We start from the raw sequence: 17,596 nt of genomic DNA, 5'->3' as shown, positions 1-17,596 counted from the left end.
TCGAAGGCGCGTAAAGTCGGGTCGCTAGGGGAATACAGGGTGGGGAATCACGTCGTCTCGAGGCAGCCGGAGTCTGCGATGACGACGTCCTCCAAGGCACTGTCTAGCAAACGACAATGGAGGAGCAGTGGACACCGTACTTGGGGTGTCGATGGCGCCGACGGCAGTCCGGATGGTTCTGGTCGAAGGCGAAAATGGCGATGGCGCCACCGTCGATGAAGACAATTTCGACGTCGCGTCGGACGATGACGCGGCAACGACCAGCGCTGCCGATCAGGTGGTTTCGGCGATCCTGGGCACCCAGGAGGGTGCGGCCCAGGGCGGCTACCAGCTGACGTCGACCGGCGTCACCTGGACCGACCCCATCGAGGCGGCCGCCCTGCGCGATGCGCTGGCGGCACACAAGGTCGAGAATGTGATGTTGGTCTCGGCTTTCCTGGCCGCGGCCGCGTTGGCGCAGGCAGTCGGCAACGAAACCAATTACGCGCAGACCGCGCTGCTGTTTATCGAACCCGACACCGCGACCTTGGCGCTCGTCGATACCGCCGACGGGTCGATTGCCGATGTGCATCGCCAGCCGCTGCCCGAAGACGATGACGCCGCGGTGGCACAGCTGGCCACGATGGTCTCGGAGGCAGAGACGCTGGATACGCGCCCGGGCGCGGTGTTCGTCGTGGGCTCCGGCGTCGATGTTCCGCTGATCAAGCCGGCCCTGGAGGCCGCGACGACGCTCCCGCTGGCAATGCCCGAGGAGCCTGAGACGGCGCTGGCTCGCGGCGCCGCCCTGGCGTCGGCCCACGCCCCGCTGTTCGCCTCGTCCACCGCCGCACAGGCCTACGCCCAGGACCCCGGCACCGGTGCCATCGACCCCTTCGCGATTGCCCCCGGCTATTCCAACAGCCCGGCCTCCGAAGAGGGCGCCCTGGCATACAGCGCCGTTCCTGAGGACTACGTCGATCCCTTTACCGGCGAGCACACCGCCGCCACCTCGCTCGCCGATTACCACGAGCGCAGGTCTTTCGGGTTGGTGGGCAGCGTGGTGGCGTCGATCTTTATCGTCGGCCTGGCGGCGCTGGTCGTTTCGCTGGCGGTCGCAATCCGGCCGACGGCCGGTGTGAAGCCCGTTCCCAGCCACAACATCGTCGCCTCAGCCACACCGGCGCCGGCGGCTCCGGCTCCGCCGCCCGCCGCCCCTGCACCGGCTCCAGCGGCGCCCGCGCCTGAGGCGGCCCAGATCCCGGCTCCGGCACCCGTTGCTCAGGTGCCCGTTCCGCAGGCGCCCGCCCCGGCTCCGATACCGGAGGCCCCGGCGCCGGTTCCGGTCCAGGTCCCGGACGCGCCCGCGCCGATACCCGACGCGCCCGCGCCGGTCCCGGTGCCCGTAGCTCCGGCGCCCGCGCCCGTGGCGCCGATTCCCGTCCCGATCCCGCTCCCGATACCTCCGGTCATCGGAGTGCCTGGCGTCCCGATCGGGCCTGGCGGTGGCGGCTTCCCGAATAACCCGGGCCGCGGCGGTGGCGGGTTCCCCGGCAATCCGGGCCATGAGGGCGGCGGCTTCCCCGGCGGCGGCGGTCACCCTGGTGGCGGGTTCCCCGGTGGTGGCGGCTTCCCCGGCGGGGGCGGTCATGGTGGCGGCGGCGGCTTCCCGGGCTTCGGCGGTGGTGGCGGCCACGGCGGTTTCGGCGGCGGACACGGCGGGTTTGGCCGCCATTAGGTCTCCGAGAGCCAGCTGTCACCTCCCGTTTGCCTCCCGCTTAACGGAGCGATGCAGTTAGCTCATCGCGGCCCCTTACACACGGTGGTATGCGATGCACCGTCTTCGGCACTGGATATCTGGGTGCCACGCACGCAGTCGGCATGGCTGTGCTGGGACACGAGGTCGTCGGGGTCGATATCGACCCAGGTAAAGTCGCCAAGCTCGCCGCGGGTGACATCCCCTTTTACGAGCCCGGTCTCCGGGAGTTGCTGACAGACAACCTGGCTGCCGGCAGATTGCGGTTCACCACCGACTACGACTTGGCGGCCGATTTCGCCGACGTGCACTTCCTCGGCGTCGGCACGCCGCAAAAGAAGGGCGAGTACGGCGCCGACCTCAGCCACGTCAACGCCGTCATCGACAATCTTGTACCCCGGCTGACCAGGCCGGCCGTGCTGGTCGGCAAATCGACTGTGCCAGTGGGAACTGCGGCCGACCTCGGCGAGCGCGCCGCTGCGCTGGCGCCCGCGGGGGTCGACGTCGAAATCGCGTGGAATCCGGAGTTCCTGCGTGAGGGCCACGCGGTGCATGACACCTTGGAGCCGGACCGCATTGTGCTTGGCATACAGCAGGATTCGGTGCGCTCCGAGATCGTTGTCCGCGAGCTGTACGCACCCATCCTCGACTCTGGTGTGCCTTTCCTGGTAACCGATTTGCAGACAGCGGAATTGGTCAAGGTCTCGGCTAATGCCTTTCTCGCGACCAAGATTTCGTTCATCAATGCTGTCTCCGAGGTCTGTGAGGCCGCGGGGGCGGACGTCACGCTGCTGGCCGACGCGCTGGGTTATGACTCCCGCATCGGGCGCAAATTCCTCAACGCGGGCTTGGGTTTTGGCGGTGGCTGCCTGCCCAAGGACATTCGGGCTTTCATGGCCCGCGCCGGGGAGCTGGGCGCCAACCAGGCGCTGACGTTCCTGCGCGAAGTCGACAGCATCAACATGCGCCGGCGCACCAAGATGGTTGAGCTGGCGACCGCCGCGTGCGGCGGTTCGCTGCTGGGCGCCAACATCGCCGTGCTCGGAGCGGCTTTCAAGCCCGAGTCCGACGATGTACGGGATTCGCCGGCGCTCAACGTCGCCGGCCAACTGCAGCTCAACGGGGCCGCGGTCAACGTCTACGATCCGAAGGCTTTGGAGAACGCGCGTCGCCTGTTCCCGACGCTGAACTACGCGGTGTCGGTGGCCGAGGCCTGCGAGGGCGCGGACGCGGTCCTGGTGCTGACCGAGTGGCAGGAATTCACCGACCTCGACCCGAACGACCTCGCCGACCGGGTGCGGGCTCGCGTCGTCGTCGACGGCCGCAACTGCCTGGATGTCGAGCGCTGGACGCAGGCGGGCTGGAAGGTGTTCCGGCTCGGGGCGCGACGTCCCTAGACCGCATCCTTGACGAGTAGCCTGATCGCGTGGACTACGCGGCAGCCTTTCTCGACGAAAACCGCTCTTTTTCGGAGCTTTTCCGCGACGTCGACGAATCGCTCCCGGTGCCGACCTGCCCGGAGTGGAGCCTCAAGCAGCTGTTCCGTCACGTCGGCCGCGGCGATCGCTGGGCGGCGCAAATCGTGCGGGACCGACTCGATGAACGGCTCGACGTGCGCAGCGTTGAAGGCGGTAAGCCGCCACCGGATCCCGCCGACGCGATCTCCTGGTTGCACGGTGGAGCCCAACGGCTGCTCGACGCCGTCGAGCTGTCCGGCGTCCAGACACCGGTATGGACCTTTCTCGGTGAGCGCCCGGCGAATTGGTGGATCCGACGCCGACTGCACGAGACGTCGGTACATCGCGCCGATGCGGCCATCGCGCTCGGGCGTCAATTCAGCCTCGATCCCGCCGTCGCGGCCGACGGGATCACCGAGTTCCTCGAGCGCATCGCCGTCCAGGCCGGAAGCGACGGCGCCCCACTGCCGCTCGAGGACGGCCAGACCCTGCACCTGCATGCGACCGACCCCGGGCTGGGCGAAGCCGGCGAATGGACAATCGCGGTCTCGGACGGCGGCGTCGTCTGGTCACACGAGCACGGCAAGGGCAGTGCGGCGTTACGCGGCGGTGCCACCGAACTGTTGCTGGCGATGGCGCGCCGAACTCGGCTCGCCGACACCGGTATCGAGATGTTCGGCGACGACACCGTCTGGCAAACCTGGCTGCAGCGCACGCCTCTTTAGCAACGTCGGGGAAACGACGTGCTGAGAAGTGGTACACGGTAATTTTTAGTCCATGACCACATCGGAGATTGCCACCGTGCTGGCTTGGCACGACGCTCTCGCCAGCGCGGACGTCGAGACTTTGGCCGCCCTATCCAGTGACGACATCGAGCTGGGGGACGCGCACGGAGCAGCGCAGGGCCATGAGGCGCTGCGCATCTGGGCCACGTCCAACCGGGCGACCACCGAACTCGGCGAGATGTACGTGCACGACGGCGTCGTGGTCGCCGAACAAACGGGTGGCGTTCCCGGTGCGCTGGCGTTCCGTGTTGTCCACGACCATGTCACCTCGGTGTTCCGTCATCCGGACTTGGCGTCGGCACTGGCAGCCACCGAACTCACCCGGGACGACCTCGTCACCTAGGACTTAGGAGCCACCACATGCGCGGAATCATCTTGGCCGGCGGTTCGGGCACTCGCCTGCACCCGATCACGATGGGCATCAGCAAGCAGTTGCTGCCGGTCTACGACAAGCCGATGGTCTACTACCCGTTGTCCACCTTGATGATGGCCGGAATCCGCGACATTTTGGTGATCACCACCCCGCACGACGCGGCCGGTTTTCAGCGACTGCTGGGCGACGGTTCGCAGTTCGGCATCAACCTCAGCTATGTCAAGCAGGAGAGCCCTGATGGCCTGGCGCAGGCTTTTGTCCTGGGCGACAAGCACATTGGCAACGACTCGGTGGCTTTGGTATTGGGAGACAACATCTTCTACGGTCCGGGACTGGGCACCAGCCTTGATCGCTTCCAATCCATCGATGGCGGAGCGATTTTCGCATACTGGGTGGCCAACCCGTCGGCCTACGGTGTGGTCGAGTTCAGCCCCGACGGCCTAGCGTTGTCACTGGAGGAGAAGCCGGCCACGCCGAAGTCGAATTACGCGGTGCCTGGGCTGTACTTCTACGATAACGACGTCATCGAGATCGCGAAGGGTTTGAAGCCGTCGGCACGAGGCGAGTACGAGATCACCGACGTCAACCGGATCTACCTCAACCGCGGCCGGCTCGCGGTCGAGGTGATGGCCCGTGGCACCGCCTGGCTGGACACCGGAACCTTCGACTCGCTGCTCGATGCCAGTGACTTCGTGCGCACCCTGGAACGACGGCAAGGCCTGAAAGTCAGTGTGCCCGAAGAGGTTGGGTGGCGGCGGGGCTGGATCACCGACGACGAGTTGGCCACTCGTGCTCACACGTTGCTCAAGTCCGGCTATGGCGGCTACCTGCTGGAGATGATGGAGCGGGGCTGAGCTCGCCCGGTTTGGCCAGCACGGCGGCGATCGCCGTGGTCAGCGGCACCGACAGCGCGAGCGCGATTCCGCCCACCGCGGAGCGCACGAGTTCGATGGCCACGCTCTCGCTGATCAGCACGTCGCTCAGCGATCGGTTCGCGACGCTGAAGAGCAACAGCAGCGGCAGCGAGCTGCCGGCGTACGCCAGCACCAGCGTGTAGACGGTGCTGGCGATGTGATCGCGCCCCACCCGAATCGCGCTCAGGAAGATCGTCCGCCGCGAGGTGTCACCGCCGACATGGGCGAGCTCGAAGACGGTCGACGCCTGTGTGACCGTCACATCGTTGAGCACACCCAGCGAGCCGATGATGAACCCGGCGAGCAGCAGCCCACTGATCGACACACTGCCCAAATACGCGCTGACCGCCGAGTTCTGTTCATCCGACAGCCCGGTCAAATGCGCTAATTTGATTGCGCCCCAGGATAATCCGGCTGCTAATAGCAATGCCGACAAGGTGCCCAGCAGGGCGGCGCTGGTGCGCAGGTTGACGCCGTGGGCGAGGTAGATGACCACGTACAGAATGGCCGCCGAGGCCACCAGGGCCACCGGAACCGCGGGTGCGCCGTCGCGCAGCGCCGGCAGCAAGAAGACCACCAGCACCAGAAACGCGACCACGATTCCGACCAGCGCCAGCAACCCGCGCCAGCGCGCGACCGCGACGATGACCAACGCGAACGCCAGGGCCAGCCCTACCAGCGACCAGCCGCGCTCGAAGTCGTAAAAGGCGTACGTGGTGGCGCCTTGCGGATCGACCTGGCGCACCACCCGGATGTGGTCGTCGGATTTGAATTGCGGCTGTCCGGGGCCGGGCGAGAATTCCAACAGGGTTTTCGCGCCGGCATTCGGCCCGGAATCGATTGCGACCAACGTCTCGACGCATCGGCCCGCGCCCGGCGTCCCCGGCTGCGGAGCCGTGGTGAGCACCTGACTGGCCGACGCGCTGCCGCAGTCGCCCAACCCGCTGGACAGCACGTGCGCGCGCTCGGTGGTCACCGCCCCGCCGGTAGCGCTCTGATACGGCATCGGGATGGTGACATGCTGGCGGCTCGGCCACAACAACGCCGCACCGGCAATCACGGCGATCCCGATCGCGACCAACAGCCCGACGACGATCTTGGCGGGCAGCGGACCCAGCGGGGACGGTCCTGACGACAGATTGTGCGAGTGCGAGTGGGTCACCCGCTCCACCGTAGAGGCGGCCTACTGCCGGTAGGCGGTCAGGAAGTTGCCCAGCCGTTCGATCGCCGCCGACAGGTCACGGGCCCACGGCAGGGTCACGATGCGCAGGTGATCCGGGGCCGGCCAGTTGAAGCCGGTGCCCTGGCCTACCAGGATCTTCTCCTGCAGCAGCAGGTCCAGCACCAGCTGTTCGTCGTCCTCGATGTCGTAGACCTCGGGGTCAAGCCGCGGGAACGCGTACAGCGCGCCATCCGGCTTCACACAGGACACCCCGGGGATCTGGTTGAGCTTGGTCCACGCGACATCGCGTTGCTCGAGCAGTCGGCCGCCGGGCAGCACCAGGTCGTCGATGCTCTGGTAGCCGCCGAGGGCGACCTGGATCGCATGCTGGGCGGGCACGTTGGGGCACAGTCGCATGTTGGCCAGCAGGCTGATTCCCTCGATGAAGCTGCTGGCGTGGTCCTTGGGCCCGGTGATCGCGAGCCAGCCGGCCCGGTACCCGGCCACCCGGTAAGCCTTCGACAGGCCGTTGAAGGTCAGGCACAGCAGGTCCGGCGCCAGCGTGGCCAGGCTGATGTGCCTGGCGTCGCCGTAGAGGATCTTGTCGTAGATCTCGTCGGCCAGCAGCAGTAGTTGGTGCTTACGCGCCAGCGCGACGATCTGGGTGAGGATGTCGCGGCTGTACACGGCGCCGGTGGGGTTGTTCGGGTTGATCACGACCAGCGCCTTGGTGCGCTCGGTGATCTTCGACTCCATGTCGGCGATGTCGGGCTGCCAGCCCTGGGTCTCGTCGCACAGGTAGTGCACCGGCGTGCCCCCGGCCAGCGACGTCGACGCCGTCCACAACGGGTAGTCGGGCGAGGGAATCAGCACCTGATCGCCGTTGTCGAGCAGGGCCTGCAGCGTCATCGTGATCAGCTCGGAACACCCGTTGCCCAAAAAGACGTCGTCGACGTCGAATCGCGGGAAGCCCTCGACCAGCTCATAGCGGGTGACCACCGCGCGGCGGGCCGGCAGGATGCCCTGCGAATCCGAGTAACCCTGCGCATAGGGCAGCGCCTGGATCATGTCGCGCATGATCACATCGGGTGCGTCGAAGCCGAACGGCGCCGGGTTGCCGATGTTGAGCTTGAGGATGCGGTGGCCCTCGGCCTCCAGACGCGCGGCATGCTGGTGCACCGGGCCGCGAATTTCGTACAGAACGTCCTGCAGCTTGGACGACTGCGCGAAGATCCGCTGCCGGTGGTGGCCGGGGCTGTGCACGGGCACCTGGTGAGTGGTCACGTCACCAATGGTGCCATCGGCGTCCACCGATTTTTGCTGATAGAAGCCAATCTGTGATCAGCGCTTCCCCGGGGGACGGGCCCCGCGTGCGATCCCGAGCCCCTTGACAGGGGCTGCCGGGGGCGCCGCGTCACCGTTGGTGTCCTCGGACGGCTCCGGCTTCGGCTCGGGCTTGGCCTCGGCCTTTTGCTCGACGGGTGCGGGGGCCTCAGCCTTCGCTTCGGCGGCGGGGGCCGCGGCCTTCTTGGCGCCCGGGCGCTTGGCTCCCGCGGCGATGCCCAGACCCTTGACGGGTGCAGCCGCAGCCTGGGGTTCGGCGGTCTCGGCCTTCGGCTCGGCGGCCTGCGTGCTTTCCGGCTTGGTTTCGGTCGCCGGTTCCGCGGCGGTCGGGGCTGCTTTCTTGGCGCCCGGCTTTCGGGCGCCGGCGGCCATGCCGAGGCCCTTGACGGGTGCGGTCGGCGCCTTGGCCTCAGCGGCGTCGGCCTTTTCCTCGGCCGCGGGTGCTTCCGCTGCGGGGGCCTCGGCGGCTTTCTTGGCGCCCGGCTTTCGGGCGCCGGCAGCCATGCCCAGGCCCTTGGCGGGGGCGGCTTCCGTCTTGGCCTCAGCAGCAGGTTCTTCTGCTGCCGGGGCTGCGGCCTTCTTGGCACCGGGACGCTTGGCACCGCCGGCGATCCCCAGCCCCTTGGCCGGCGCCGCGGCCTTGGCTGGCTGCTCGGGCTCGGCGGCCGCGGGCTCCTCGGCCTCCGCGGGCGCCTCCTTCGCCGGTGCCGTCGCGGCGGGAGCAGCGGCCTTGGGCTCGGCCTTGGCGGCCCGCTTCTCTGCTTCCTTCGCGGCCGTGCCCTTCTCCGGCAGCGTGGCCTTGTCGTACTCGAGGGACCCGAGCAGGATCTGCGCCACGTCGAGCACCTCGACCCCGCTGCGGCCGGCCTCCTCCTGCCGGTCGTTGACACCGTCGGTGACCATCACGCGGCAGAACGGGCAGCCGGTCGCGATCGTCGCGGCGTTGGTGGCCAGCGCTTCGTCGACGCGTTCGTGGTTGATGCGCTTGCCGATGTGCTCTTCCATCCACATGCGCGCACCGCCCGCGCCGCAGCAGAAGCTGCGGTCGGAGTTGCGCGGCATCTCGGTGAGATTCGCCCCGGCGAAGCCGATCAGCTCGCGCGGCGCCTCGTACACCTTGTTGTGACGGCCCAGGTAGCACGGGTCGTGATACGTAATGTCTTGCGAGACAGGCGTTACCGGCACCAGCTTCTTGTCGCGCACCAACCGGTTCAGCAGCTGGGTGTGGTGCAGCACGCTGTAGTTGGCGCCCAGCTGGCGGTATTCCCTGCCAATGGTGTTGAAGCAGTGCGGGCAGGTGACGACGATCTTGCGGTCGACGGTCTCCACGCCCTCGAAGACCCCGTCCAGCGTCTCGACGGCCTGGGCGGCCAGCTGCTGGAACAGGAACTCGTTGCCGGACCGGCGCGCGGAGTCACCGTTGCAGGACTCCCCGGTGCCCAGCACCATGAACTTCACCCCGGCGATGGCCAGCAGCTCGGCGACGGCCTTCGTGGTCTTCTTGGCCTTGTCGTCGTAGGCGCCGGCGCAACCCACCCAGAACAGGTACTCGTAGCCGTCGAAGCTCTCGACGTCCTCGCCGTAGACCGGGACGTCGAAGTCGACCTCGTCGATCCAGTTGGTCCGGTCACCGGCGTTCTGGCCCCACGGGTTGCCCTTGGTCTCCAGGTTCTTGAACAGCACCGACAGCTCGGACGGGAACTCCGACTCCATCATCACCTGGTAGCGGCGCATGTCGATGATGTGATCGACGTGCTCGATGTCCACCGGGCACTGTTCGACGCAGGCTCCGCAGGACACGCACGACCACAGCACGTCGGGATCGATCACACCGCCCTGCTCGGCGGTGCCGACCAGCGGGCGGGCCACCTGCTCGGGTCCGTGGCCGGGAACCCGGCCGAAGCCGGACTCCGGAACGTGGTGGCCTTCTTCTTCGACCGTCTCCAGGTCCAGACCCTCCATCGGCTCCGCGGTCTTCTCACCCAGGATGTAAGGCGCCTTGGCCATCCAGTGATCGCGCAGATCCATGATGACGAGCTTGGGCGACAACGGTTTTCCGGTATTCCAGGCTGGGCACTGCGACTGGCAGCGCCCGCACTCGGTACAGGTGGCGAAGTCGAGGTTCGCCTTCCAGGTGAAGTCCTCGATCTTGCCGCGACCGAAAACGTCGTCCTCGCCTGGATCTTCGAAGTTGATCGGCTTGCCACCGGATTCCATCGGCAGCAGCGGACCGAGGCCGTCGGGCAGGCGTTTGAAGGTGACGTTGATCGGCGCCAGGAAGATATGCAGGTGCTTGGAGTGCAGCACGATGAGCAAGAAGAACAACGCCACGGCGATGTGAGCCAGCAGAGCGAAGGTCTCGATCCATTCGTTCGCGGTCACACCCAGTGGTTGCATGAGCGCGCCCATGGCGTGCGAGAAGAACGCACCCCGGCCGTAGGGGAAGTTGCCGGTGACGACAGAGGCGCCGCGGAAGATCGCGAAGCTGATGATGACCAGCGAGATCATGAACAGGATCAGCCAGGCGCCACCGGTGTGGGAGCCGTAGAACCGCGACGCACGGCCGTGTTCCTTTGGTTCACTGCGCAATCGGATGATCGAGAACGTGATGATGCCGGCCAGCACGGCGAGCGCGATGAAGTCCTGCAAGAAACCCAGTGCATCCCATCGGCCGACGATCGGGATGTGGAAGTTGGGTTGGAACAGCGTGCCGTACGCCTCGATGTACACCGTGATGAGGATGAAGAAGCCCCACATGGTGAAGAAGTGCGCAAGACCAGGGATCGACCACTTCAGCAGCTTGCGCTGACCGAACACCTCGGCGATCTGCGTCCAGATGCGGGTGCCCACGTTGTCGGTGCGACCGCTCACCGGCTGCCCGGACATGACCAGTCGATACAGCCACCAGACGCGTTTGAGTGCGAACAACGCCACGATCGCGGTCAGGCCCAGCCCCAACACCAATCTGATGATCGTCTGCGTGGTCACCGAAGATCTCTCCCCATTGCATCGTCGCTCAACGAAAATTCGTTCGATCTTTGCTAGCTCATAGTGACATCCGGGCTGCTACCGACGCGAGAAAGGTTGCCCTAACTTTGACTCGCGAAAGCCTTTGACCTGCGGCTTAGCCTTCCGGGGTCAGCATGGCACGTAACATAGACAACATCTCCGAGCGGGAGCCGGCGCCCAGCCGACGGCGAATGCGGGCCACGTGGTGCTCAACGGTCTTCGCCGAAATGAAGAGTTGGGCACCGATGTCGCGGTATGGCATGCCCAGCAGCAGGAGTTCGGCGACCTCGCGCTCGCGGTGCGACAGCGGCGATCCCGAGGTGGGCTGATGCGAGGGCGACGAAACCGCGCCGCCGGGCTCGTCGCCGGTCGGCCCGGTGGGCGCGTCACCCGGGTCCGCCCCCTGCTTGAGATCCCGGGCCAGTTGCAGCATCGCGCCGGACACCCTGCCGTCGGGTGTTTGCAGCGCGGCTTGCCCGGCCAGCCGGGTCGCGTCCGACGTCAGCCCGACATGCGCCAGCGCCCGCGCCGACGCGGTGACTTCGTCGGCGTCGACCTGGTTGGCCAGGACCCGTAGCCAGGTGCGGCCGGAACCCGACAGGGCCTGCGCCAGGGTGCTGGATCCGGTTGACGCACTGAGGGCTTGCCCATGCGGGGCGACCAGATCCGGTGCGTTGGCCAGGATTCCCGCGTGCACGCCGGCCCAATGCAGTGGGATTGACCACAAGACCGGGTTGCCCAGCGACTCCAGCAGGGTGAACGCCTGATCCAGGGCGTGGCGTAGCTGATCGACCTGGCGTATCCGGGCGGCGCCCACCCACAACTCGCCCAACGGCAACAGCGCGAACAGGTCGATGGAGTACTCGGACAACACCTCCATGCCCGCGTACCAATGCTTTTGAAGTGCACCGGTGTCACCGCTGCGACGCGCGATCGCCGTCTGTAGGGCCGCCGCCCACAATGCGTCGCGCCGGTGTAACCCGGTCGAACCGACCGCCGCGACATCCGCACCGGCCGACGGCAGCTGCCCGTCCTGCATCTTGATCCAGCCGGACAGCAAGGTGTGCCGAGGCCCGAAGAGCGCGTCACCGTCGGCGCGCGCTGCGCGGCCGATCACGCTGCGGGCACGGACCGGATCGCCGCCGTGGATCGCGGCCAGGGTCACCAATGCCGCCGGGCTGTCCGGAATCACTTCGCTCACAAGCTGTTCGGCGGCGATCGACTGGCCCAGTTTCGCGATCGCGGCCGGATACGGGTGGTCCATCGTCAGCAGCAGCCCCTCGGCCAGACTGCGCGCGGTGCGGGCGGCCATCGTCGGCGGGCCGGCGTCCTTGAGGCGCAGCGCGGCACGCGCCGTCACCACATCACCGGTCGAGGCGAGCGCGATCGCGGCGGCCGCGGCGACCACCGCGTCCGGGTGCGGGCCCAGCCAGCTGAACAATTCCGCTGCCTGATTCGCGTTGCCCTCGTGGGCCGCAATGCTGGCCGAAATCCGGACCGCTGCAGCGCGTTCAGCGGAATCAGGTGAGCTCAGCAGCTCGTCGGCCAGTGCTGCCGCGGCGGCGCAATCTCCGTTGAGGGCGAGCGCGTCGGCGACTCGAGACATCAGCCCTTCGGCTCCGGCTGCAACGGCGGCCCGGTAAAGCCTTGCGGCCCTGGCGGATACGCCGCGTGCTGCCGCGGCATGCCCTGCGAGGATGGCCGCTAGCCGGTCGTCTTTGAGTCCGTGTTCGGCGAGCCGCAACGCGAACGTCGGCGAAACCGTCGACATGTCCAGTTGTGAACGCAGCAGCGCGGTTTCGACCTCGCGGTGGTGGGCATTTCCGACGATCTGGGCGATCGCGGCATGGACCAGCTGGAGGAATTCGGGGGAGTGTGAGGGCTCGATCAGCCCGCTGGCGCGGGCCCGATCGACCAGCCGACGTGCATCGGTTGCTGAAATACCCAGTGCCGCGGCCACATCGGCCGGCCCTAGCTCTTGGGTCAGCGACAGGATGAGGAGCGTGTCCAGGTCCGGCTCGTCGAGCCGACGCAGTCGCGTGATCAGCGCGAAGGTCGCCGCCTGGGCCGGGTCGTGTTTGCCCTCGGACGTCGCGTGCACCAGAAACGGGAGTCCCGCAGTGCACGCCAGCAGGCCTTCGTCGACGGGAAGGGGGCCCAGCGATATCGGCGGTCGATCCCGTTCCATCGCCACGGTCAGCTCCCGCAGGCGCTCCTGCGGCTCGGCGGCCACCACCACGGTGGTCCGCGGGTCGGCGACGCAGTCGGTGAGGCAAAGCAGTTCGGGCTCGGTCAGCAGGTGAGCGTCGTCGATCACCAGCGCGGCGTCGGGTGCATCGCCGGCCTGGGGTGGGCGGGTGAGCACGGTTAGTCCGGCTCCCCGCAGCGCGTTGCGGGCGGCGGCCAGGGCGGTCGTCTTGCCGGTCCCGATGCCGCCACGGATCATGAGCTTCACCGGAATCGTCGACGCGTCGGCCAAGGCCCGAATGACCTGTTCGAGGATCGGGGAGTCGCTCATGTCGCGTCCCCCTAATCGGTGCTGCATTGGTGGTCAGGAGCAGTTTTCCACCATAGCCCCACCAACCCCCGTATCCGGGGAGCCATCCCCGTAGCCCTGCGATTCCCCTACAGTGCCACCCCCTAATGCCCTCGCGCGCCTGGTGGGTTGTGCACCGATCACAGCACTGGGTCGGACGGATAGCATCGTGGTAATTGACTGGGCGGTCCCTGTGGATGCCGCCGGCAAGGGCAACGAACGGCGAGGAGGTGTGCCCGATGGCAAACTCATTGCTCGATTTCGTGATCTCGCTGGTCCGCGATCCCGACGCTGCGGCCCGGTACGCGGCCAACCCCGCGCAGTCCATCGCGGAGGCCCACCTTACCGATGTGACCAGCGCCGATGTGAATAACTTGATTCCAATGGTGACGGATTCGCTGTCGATGGGCACTCCCGCCGGTCCCGCGTCAAGCGTGCCCGCCCCCGATCACGGAAACGTGTGGGCAAGTGGTGCGGCCGCGGCCGCCCTGGATGCGTTCACACCGCACACCCCCACTGGGATGGTCGATTCGCATGGCCCGGCAAGCAGCGTGATCCATCCGCCGTCGACCCCCGCACCCGTCGAGACGCCGGTCGATCCGCGGCCCTTCGGCATTGAGTCGCCTGGGGCATCGGTGCAGCTCACAGGCTCCGAAACACCGGATAACCCGGTCGATCACGGGGGATTCCCGGCGCACGACCTGAGCCTGTGGGATCACCAGGTCGCCCACCCACACCCCGGCGAGCCGGAGCACCACGACTTCGGCCTGCACGGCTGATTGTTCGGCCGCCCCCTTTGCATCCCTGCAGTCCTGAACTGCGCTAACACTGTCCGATAGGGGAGTGTTTGGTGCTGCGTCGGGGTTACGGAACATATCCCCTAATCCCCTAACGGGCAGCCCCCACGGATCCCGGTGAGGAACCGGTCGGCTGGGGGATCCGTCCCCGATTCCGAGGAGGGGCGGAATCCATAGCGTGTATTGCAGAACGCCGGTCGATCCGGCGCAGGGGATGTGAAGGGGAATCAATCATGGACCGGCTGATCCAATACATCATGGGTTTGTTTGGCAACCCGGACGCCGCCCGCGCTTTCGTTGCGGGCCCCGGGCAGGCCATGACCGACGCAGGCTTGGTCAACGTGGCTCCGGAGGAGTTCTCCTCTGCGGTTGCCAGCGCTCTTCCTGGTGTGCCCCTTGGCGCGGGCGACCCGATCGGGGGGTTGCAGCAAGTGCTGACCGATCAGTACGGCTTTGCCCCGGGTTATGACGGCTACGGCTACGACCAGGGCTATGGCGGCTACGACGCTGGCTACGGGGGATACGACCCGGGCTACGGGTACGGTCCCGTCGGCCTTGTCGGCGAGGTTGCCCAGGACGCGGGCGCCCTGGTGGGTGACGCGATTGCCCCGGTGGTCGACGGCGCCGGCGCCGCTCTCGGTCTGGGAAGCGCGATCGTCGGCAACGTGGGTGGTGGACTGCTCGGCGCTGTCGACGCCGGTCTTTACGGGGCCGGCTACGGCGGGTTCGGCCTGCAACCTGGGTGGGGCATTGGTCCCGGCACCGGCGGGTTTGGTCCCGGTTTCGGCCCTGGCTGGGGCGGCTTCGGCCCGGGTTGGGGTGACGGGCGGCCTGGTTGGGGACACGGTTGGGGTGACGGGCGGCCTGGCTGGGGACATGGCTGGGGTGACGGGCGGCCTGGTTGGGGACACGGTTGGGGTGACGGGCGACCCGGGTGGGGACATGGCTGGGGTGACGGGCGGCCTGGCTGGGGACATGGCTGGGGTGACGGGCGACCCGGGTGGGGACATGGCTGGGGTGACCGGCCTGGCTTCGGTGAATTCGGCCATGGAACCGGGTTCGGTACCGGCTTCGGGGGCGAGTTCGGTCTGGGCGTTGGGATCAATGCCGGTCTGGGTCTTGGTGGTGGCTTCGGCGGACACACGGGCTTCGGTCTTGGCGGCGGCGGCCTGACGGGCATCGGTTTGGGTGCGCAGACCGGATTCGGCGGCCGTGCGGGACTTGGTTTTGGCGGCGAGAGCGGCCTTGGCCTTGGTGGTGGCTTCGGCGGACACACCGGCTTCGGTCTGGCCAGTGAGGTCGGCCTGGGTGGTCGCACCGGTATCGGTGTCGGTGGTGAGAGCGGCTTTGGTGGCCACGCCGGCTTCGGCGAGAGCGTCGGCCTGCGGGCCGGTGGTGGAGTCGACGGTGGCGCTGGGTTTGGTGGCGGCGCGGGCCTTGGTGGTGAGAGCGGCTTTGGTGGCCACGCCGGCTTCGGCGAGAGCGTCGGCCTGCGGGCCGGTGGTGGAGTCGACGGTGGCGCTGGGTTTGGTGGCGGCGCGGGCCTTGGCGGTGAGGGCGGCTTTGGTGGCCGTGCTGGTTTCGGTGAGGGTGTCGGCCTGGGGGCCGGTGGTGGAGTCGACGGTGGCGCTGGGTTTGGTGGCGGCGCGGGCCTTGGCGGTGAGGGCGGCTTTGGTGGCCGCACTGCGGTCGGTGCTGGTGCTGGATTCAACGGCGGTGGCGGAATTGGCGGCGACGCCGCCGGCCACGCCGGCGTTGGTCTGCGGGGTGAAGCCGGCGGTGGTTTCGGCGCGGGCAGCCAGATCGGTAGCGGTCTCGGTGCTGGTGGTCAGGCCGGCGCTGGTTTCGGGGCGGGCGGTCAGCTCGGTGGTGGCTTTGGCGCCGGCACTCAGATCGGTAGCGGTCTCGGCGCTGGCGGACAGGCTGGGGGCGGTTTCGGTGCTGGGGCTGGTAGCCAGATCGGTGGCGGCTTGGGTGCTGGTGGTCAGGCTGGTCTGGGCGGCCAGGCTGCTCTGGCGAGCCAGGCAAGTTTCGGCGCTGGCGGCCAGGCCGGCGCTGGCTTCGGTGCCGGTGTTCAGACCGGCGGTGGTTTCGGCGCGGGCAGCCAGATCGGTAGCGGTCTCGGTGCTGGTGGTCAGGCCGGCGCTGGTTTCGGGGCGGGCGGTCAGCTCGGTGGTGGCTTTGGCGCCGGCACTCAGATCGGTCTCGGCGCTGGCGGACAGGCTGGGGGCGGTTTCGGTGCTGGGGCTGGTAGCCAGATCGGTGGGGGCTTTGGTGCTGGTGGTCAGGCTGGTGCCGCTGCTCAGGGAGGTCTCGGTGGCCAGGCTGGCGGCGCGTTCGGTGCTGGCGGTGGACTGTCCGGCGGCAGCAATCTGGGTGGTCAAGCTGGCTTGGGCGGCCAGGCTGCTCTGGCGAGCCAGGCAAGTTTCGGTGCTGGCGGCCAGCTGGCGGGTGCCGGCAATGCCGGTGCACTCGCCGGTGCCGGCGGCAATGCAGCCCTGGGGGCAAGCGGCAACGCGGCCCTGGGCGCCAGCGGTCAGGCGGGGTTGATCGCTAGCGAAGGGGCCGCGCTGAACGGTGCCGCCACTCCCCACGTCGCCGGCCCGCTCGGGGGTGTCGGCGTCGGCGGTCAGGGTGGTGCCGCCGCGGCGGGCGGCGCTGGACTTGGTATCGGCGGCGCTCGCAGCACCGGTTCGTTGAGCGGCGAGGGCGGGTTGGGAGGCCACGCGGCACCGCAATCCGCGGCTGTTGCCGGTGGTGCCGGCCTAGGCAGTCACGCTGAAGTCGGCGGGGCCGGCGGCGCAGGTCTGGGCGGCCACGCTGGAGCCGGCGGCGCTGCGGGGGTCGGCGTCGGCGGTGGCTTCCCGTCCGGTGGAGCCGGCGGCGGCATCAACGCGGGTGCCGGCGGTGGAGCCCACGGCGGCATCCTCGGCCAGGAGGGCGCGACGCTCGGTGGCGGCGGCGGTGTCGCCGGCGGAGGCGGCATCGGCGCTCACGGCCCGGCCGGGCCTGCTGGACAGGCCCCGGTGATTCAGGGTGGCGGCGGCGCCGGAGGCGGTGTCGGCGGTCACGCGACGCCGCCGTCGAACCCCGGCTCGGTCTTCCAGGGTGGCGGTTCGGGCGGTGCAGGCGGCCACGGCAGCGTGGGCGGACCGGTGATTCATGAGCCAGCGCAGCAGGCCCCGGTGCAGCACTCGCCGGCCCCGGCTCAGCATGCGCCGATCGAGCACTCGCCCGCGCCGGTGCAGCATTCACCGGCTCCGGTGCAGCATTCGCCGGCTCCGGTCGAGCACGCTCCAGCGCCGCACAGCCCATCGGTGTTCGAAGGCACTCCGCACGCTCCGGCTCCGGTGCACGAACCCGCGCCGGCCGCGCACCCGTCGCCGTCGCACGTCGGCGGCCCACACGGGTAACGCGCGCGGACCTAGCGGAACGGCGGGGATCTTATGATCCCCGCCGATTCGCGCGCATACGGTAATCACAGATG

The 17,596-nt window shown here is 68.2% G+C and carries 12 protein-coding genes; 6 read left to right on the top strand and 6 right to left on the bottom strand.

The genetic code is table 11. The annotated features are described in order from the left end of the window. The first annotated feature begins 172 nt into the window (after positions 1 to 172). The 5 genes from AAHS21_RS02795 (at position 173) to rfbA (ending at position 5,201) form a co-directional block, all read left to right on the top strand. On the top strand, positions 173 to 1,714 hold the full coding sequence (locus AAHS21_RS02795) for a hypothetical protein (RefSeq protein WP_342926550.1): 1,542 nt from the start codon (positions 173 to 175) through the stop codon (positions 1,712 to 1,714). An 89-nt stretch (positions 1,715 to 1,803) separates the two neighbouring features. Continuing rightward, on the top strand, positions 1,804 to 3,129 hold the full coding sequence (locus AAHS21_RS02790) for a UDP-glucose/GDP-mannose dehydrogenase family protein (protein ID WP_342926177.1): 1,326 nt from the start codon (positions 1,804 to 1,806) through the stop codon (positions 3,127 to 3,129). Between the two features lie 29 nt (positions 3,130 to 3,158). Then, positions 3,159 to 3,914, top strand: coding sequence for a maleylpyruvate isomerase family mycothiol-dependent enzyme (locus AAHS21_RS02785; RefSeq protein ID WP_342926176.1), 756 nt, complete (start codon positions 3,159 to 3,161; stop codon positions 3,912 to 3,914). A gap of 52 nt (positions 3,915 to 3,966) precedes the next feature. After that, positions 3,967 to 4,317, top strand: coding sequence for a nuclear transport factor 2 family protein (locus AAHS21_RS02780; RefSeq protein WP_342926175.1), 351 nt, complete (start codon positions 3,967 to 3,969; stop codon positions 4,315 to 4,317). A 17-nt stretch (positions 4,318 to 4,334) separates the two neighbouring features. Next, complete coding sequence (gene rfbA / locus AAHS21_RS02775) at positions 4,335 to 5,201, top strand: glucose-1-phosphate thymidylyltransferase RfbA (protein ID WP_342926174.1); 867 nt, start codon at positions 4,335 to 4,337, stop codon at positions 5,199 to 5,201. Here the strand turns inward: rfbA and AAHS21_RS02770 are convergent. The 4 genes from AAHS21_RS02770 to iniR form a co-directional block, all read right to left on the bottom strand. Beyond that, the gene (locus tag AAHS21_RS02770; protein WP_342926173.1) at positions 5,152 to 6,423 is read right to left on the bottom strand and encodes a YibE/F family protein; all 1,272 of its coding nucleotides are present in this window, start codon (positions 6,421 to 6,423) and stop codon (positions 5,152 to 5,154) included. The genes rfbA and AAHS21_RS02770 overlap by 50 nt on opposite strands. Before the next feature lie 21 nt (positions 6,424 to 6,444). Beyond that, a complete protein-coding gene (locus tag AAHS21_RS02765; protein WP_342926172.1) occupies positions 6,445 to 7,734 on the bottom strand; it encodes a pyridoxal phosphate-dependent aminotransferase in 1,290 nt (429 codons plus the stop codon). 30 nt (positions 7,735 to 7,764) lie between these two features. Then, a complete protein-coding gene (locus tag AAHS21_RS02760; protein WP_342926171.1) occupies positions 7,765 to 10,755 on the bottom strand; it encodes a (Fe-S)-binding protein in 2,991 nt (996 codons plus the stop codon). A gap of 136 nt (positions 10,756 to 10,891) precedes the next feature. Then, positions 10,892 to 13,294 (bottom strand): isoniazid response ATPase/transcriptional regulator IniR, encoded by a 2,403-nt coding sequence (iniR, locus tag AAHS21_RS02755; RefSeq protein ID WP_342926170.1) that lies wholly within the window; start codon positions 13,292 to 13,294, stop codon positions 10,892 to 10,894. 257 nt (positions 13,295 to 13,551) lie between these two features. Between iniR and AAHS21_RS02750 the strand changes: the two genes are divergently transcribed. Then, a complete protein-coding gene (locus AAHS21_RS02750; RefSeq protein ID WP_342926169.1) occupies positions 13,552 to 14,091 on the top strand; it encodes an Rv0340 family IniB-related protein in 540 nt (179 codons plus the stop codon). 245 nt (positions 14,092 to 14,336) lie between these two features. Here the strand turns inward: AAHS21_RS02750 and AAHS21_RS02745 are convergent, their stop codons facing one another. Together AAHS21_RS02745 and AAHS21_RS02740 are read right to left on the bottom strand one after the other, a co-directional pair. Further along, entirely contained in the window at positions 14,337 to 16,835 is a 2,499-nt protein-coding gene (locus AAHS21_RS02745) for a hypothetical protein (protein WP_342926168.1), read from the bottom strand. A gap of 39 nt (positions 16,836 to 16,874) precedes the next feature. Continuing rightward, complete coding sequence (locus AAHS21_RS02740; RefSeq protein ID WP_342926167.1) at positions 16,875 to 17,360, bottom strand: hypothetical protein; 486 nt, start codon at positions 17,358 to 17,360, stop codon at positions 16,875 to 16,877. Positions 17,361 to 17,596: the final 236 nt, after the last annotated feature.

The sequence above is a fragment of the Mycobacterium sp. 050272 genome (assembly GCF_039023525.1).
GTDB lineage: Bacteria > Actinomycetota > Actinomycetes > Mycobacteriales > Mycobacteriaceae > Mycobacterium.
This window is presented reverse-complemented; position numbering and strand designations above follow the sequence as displayed.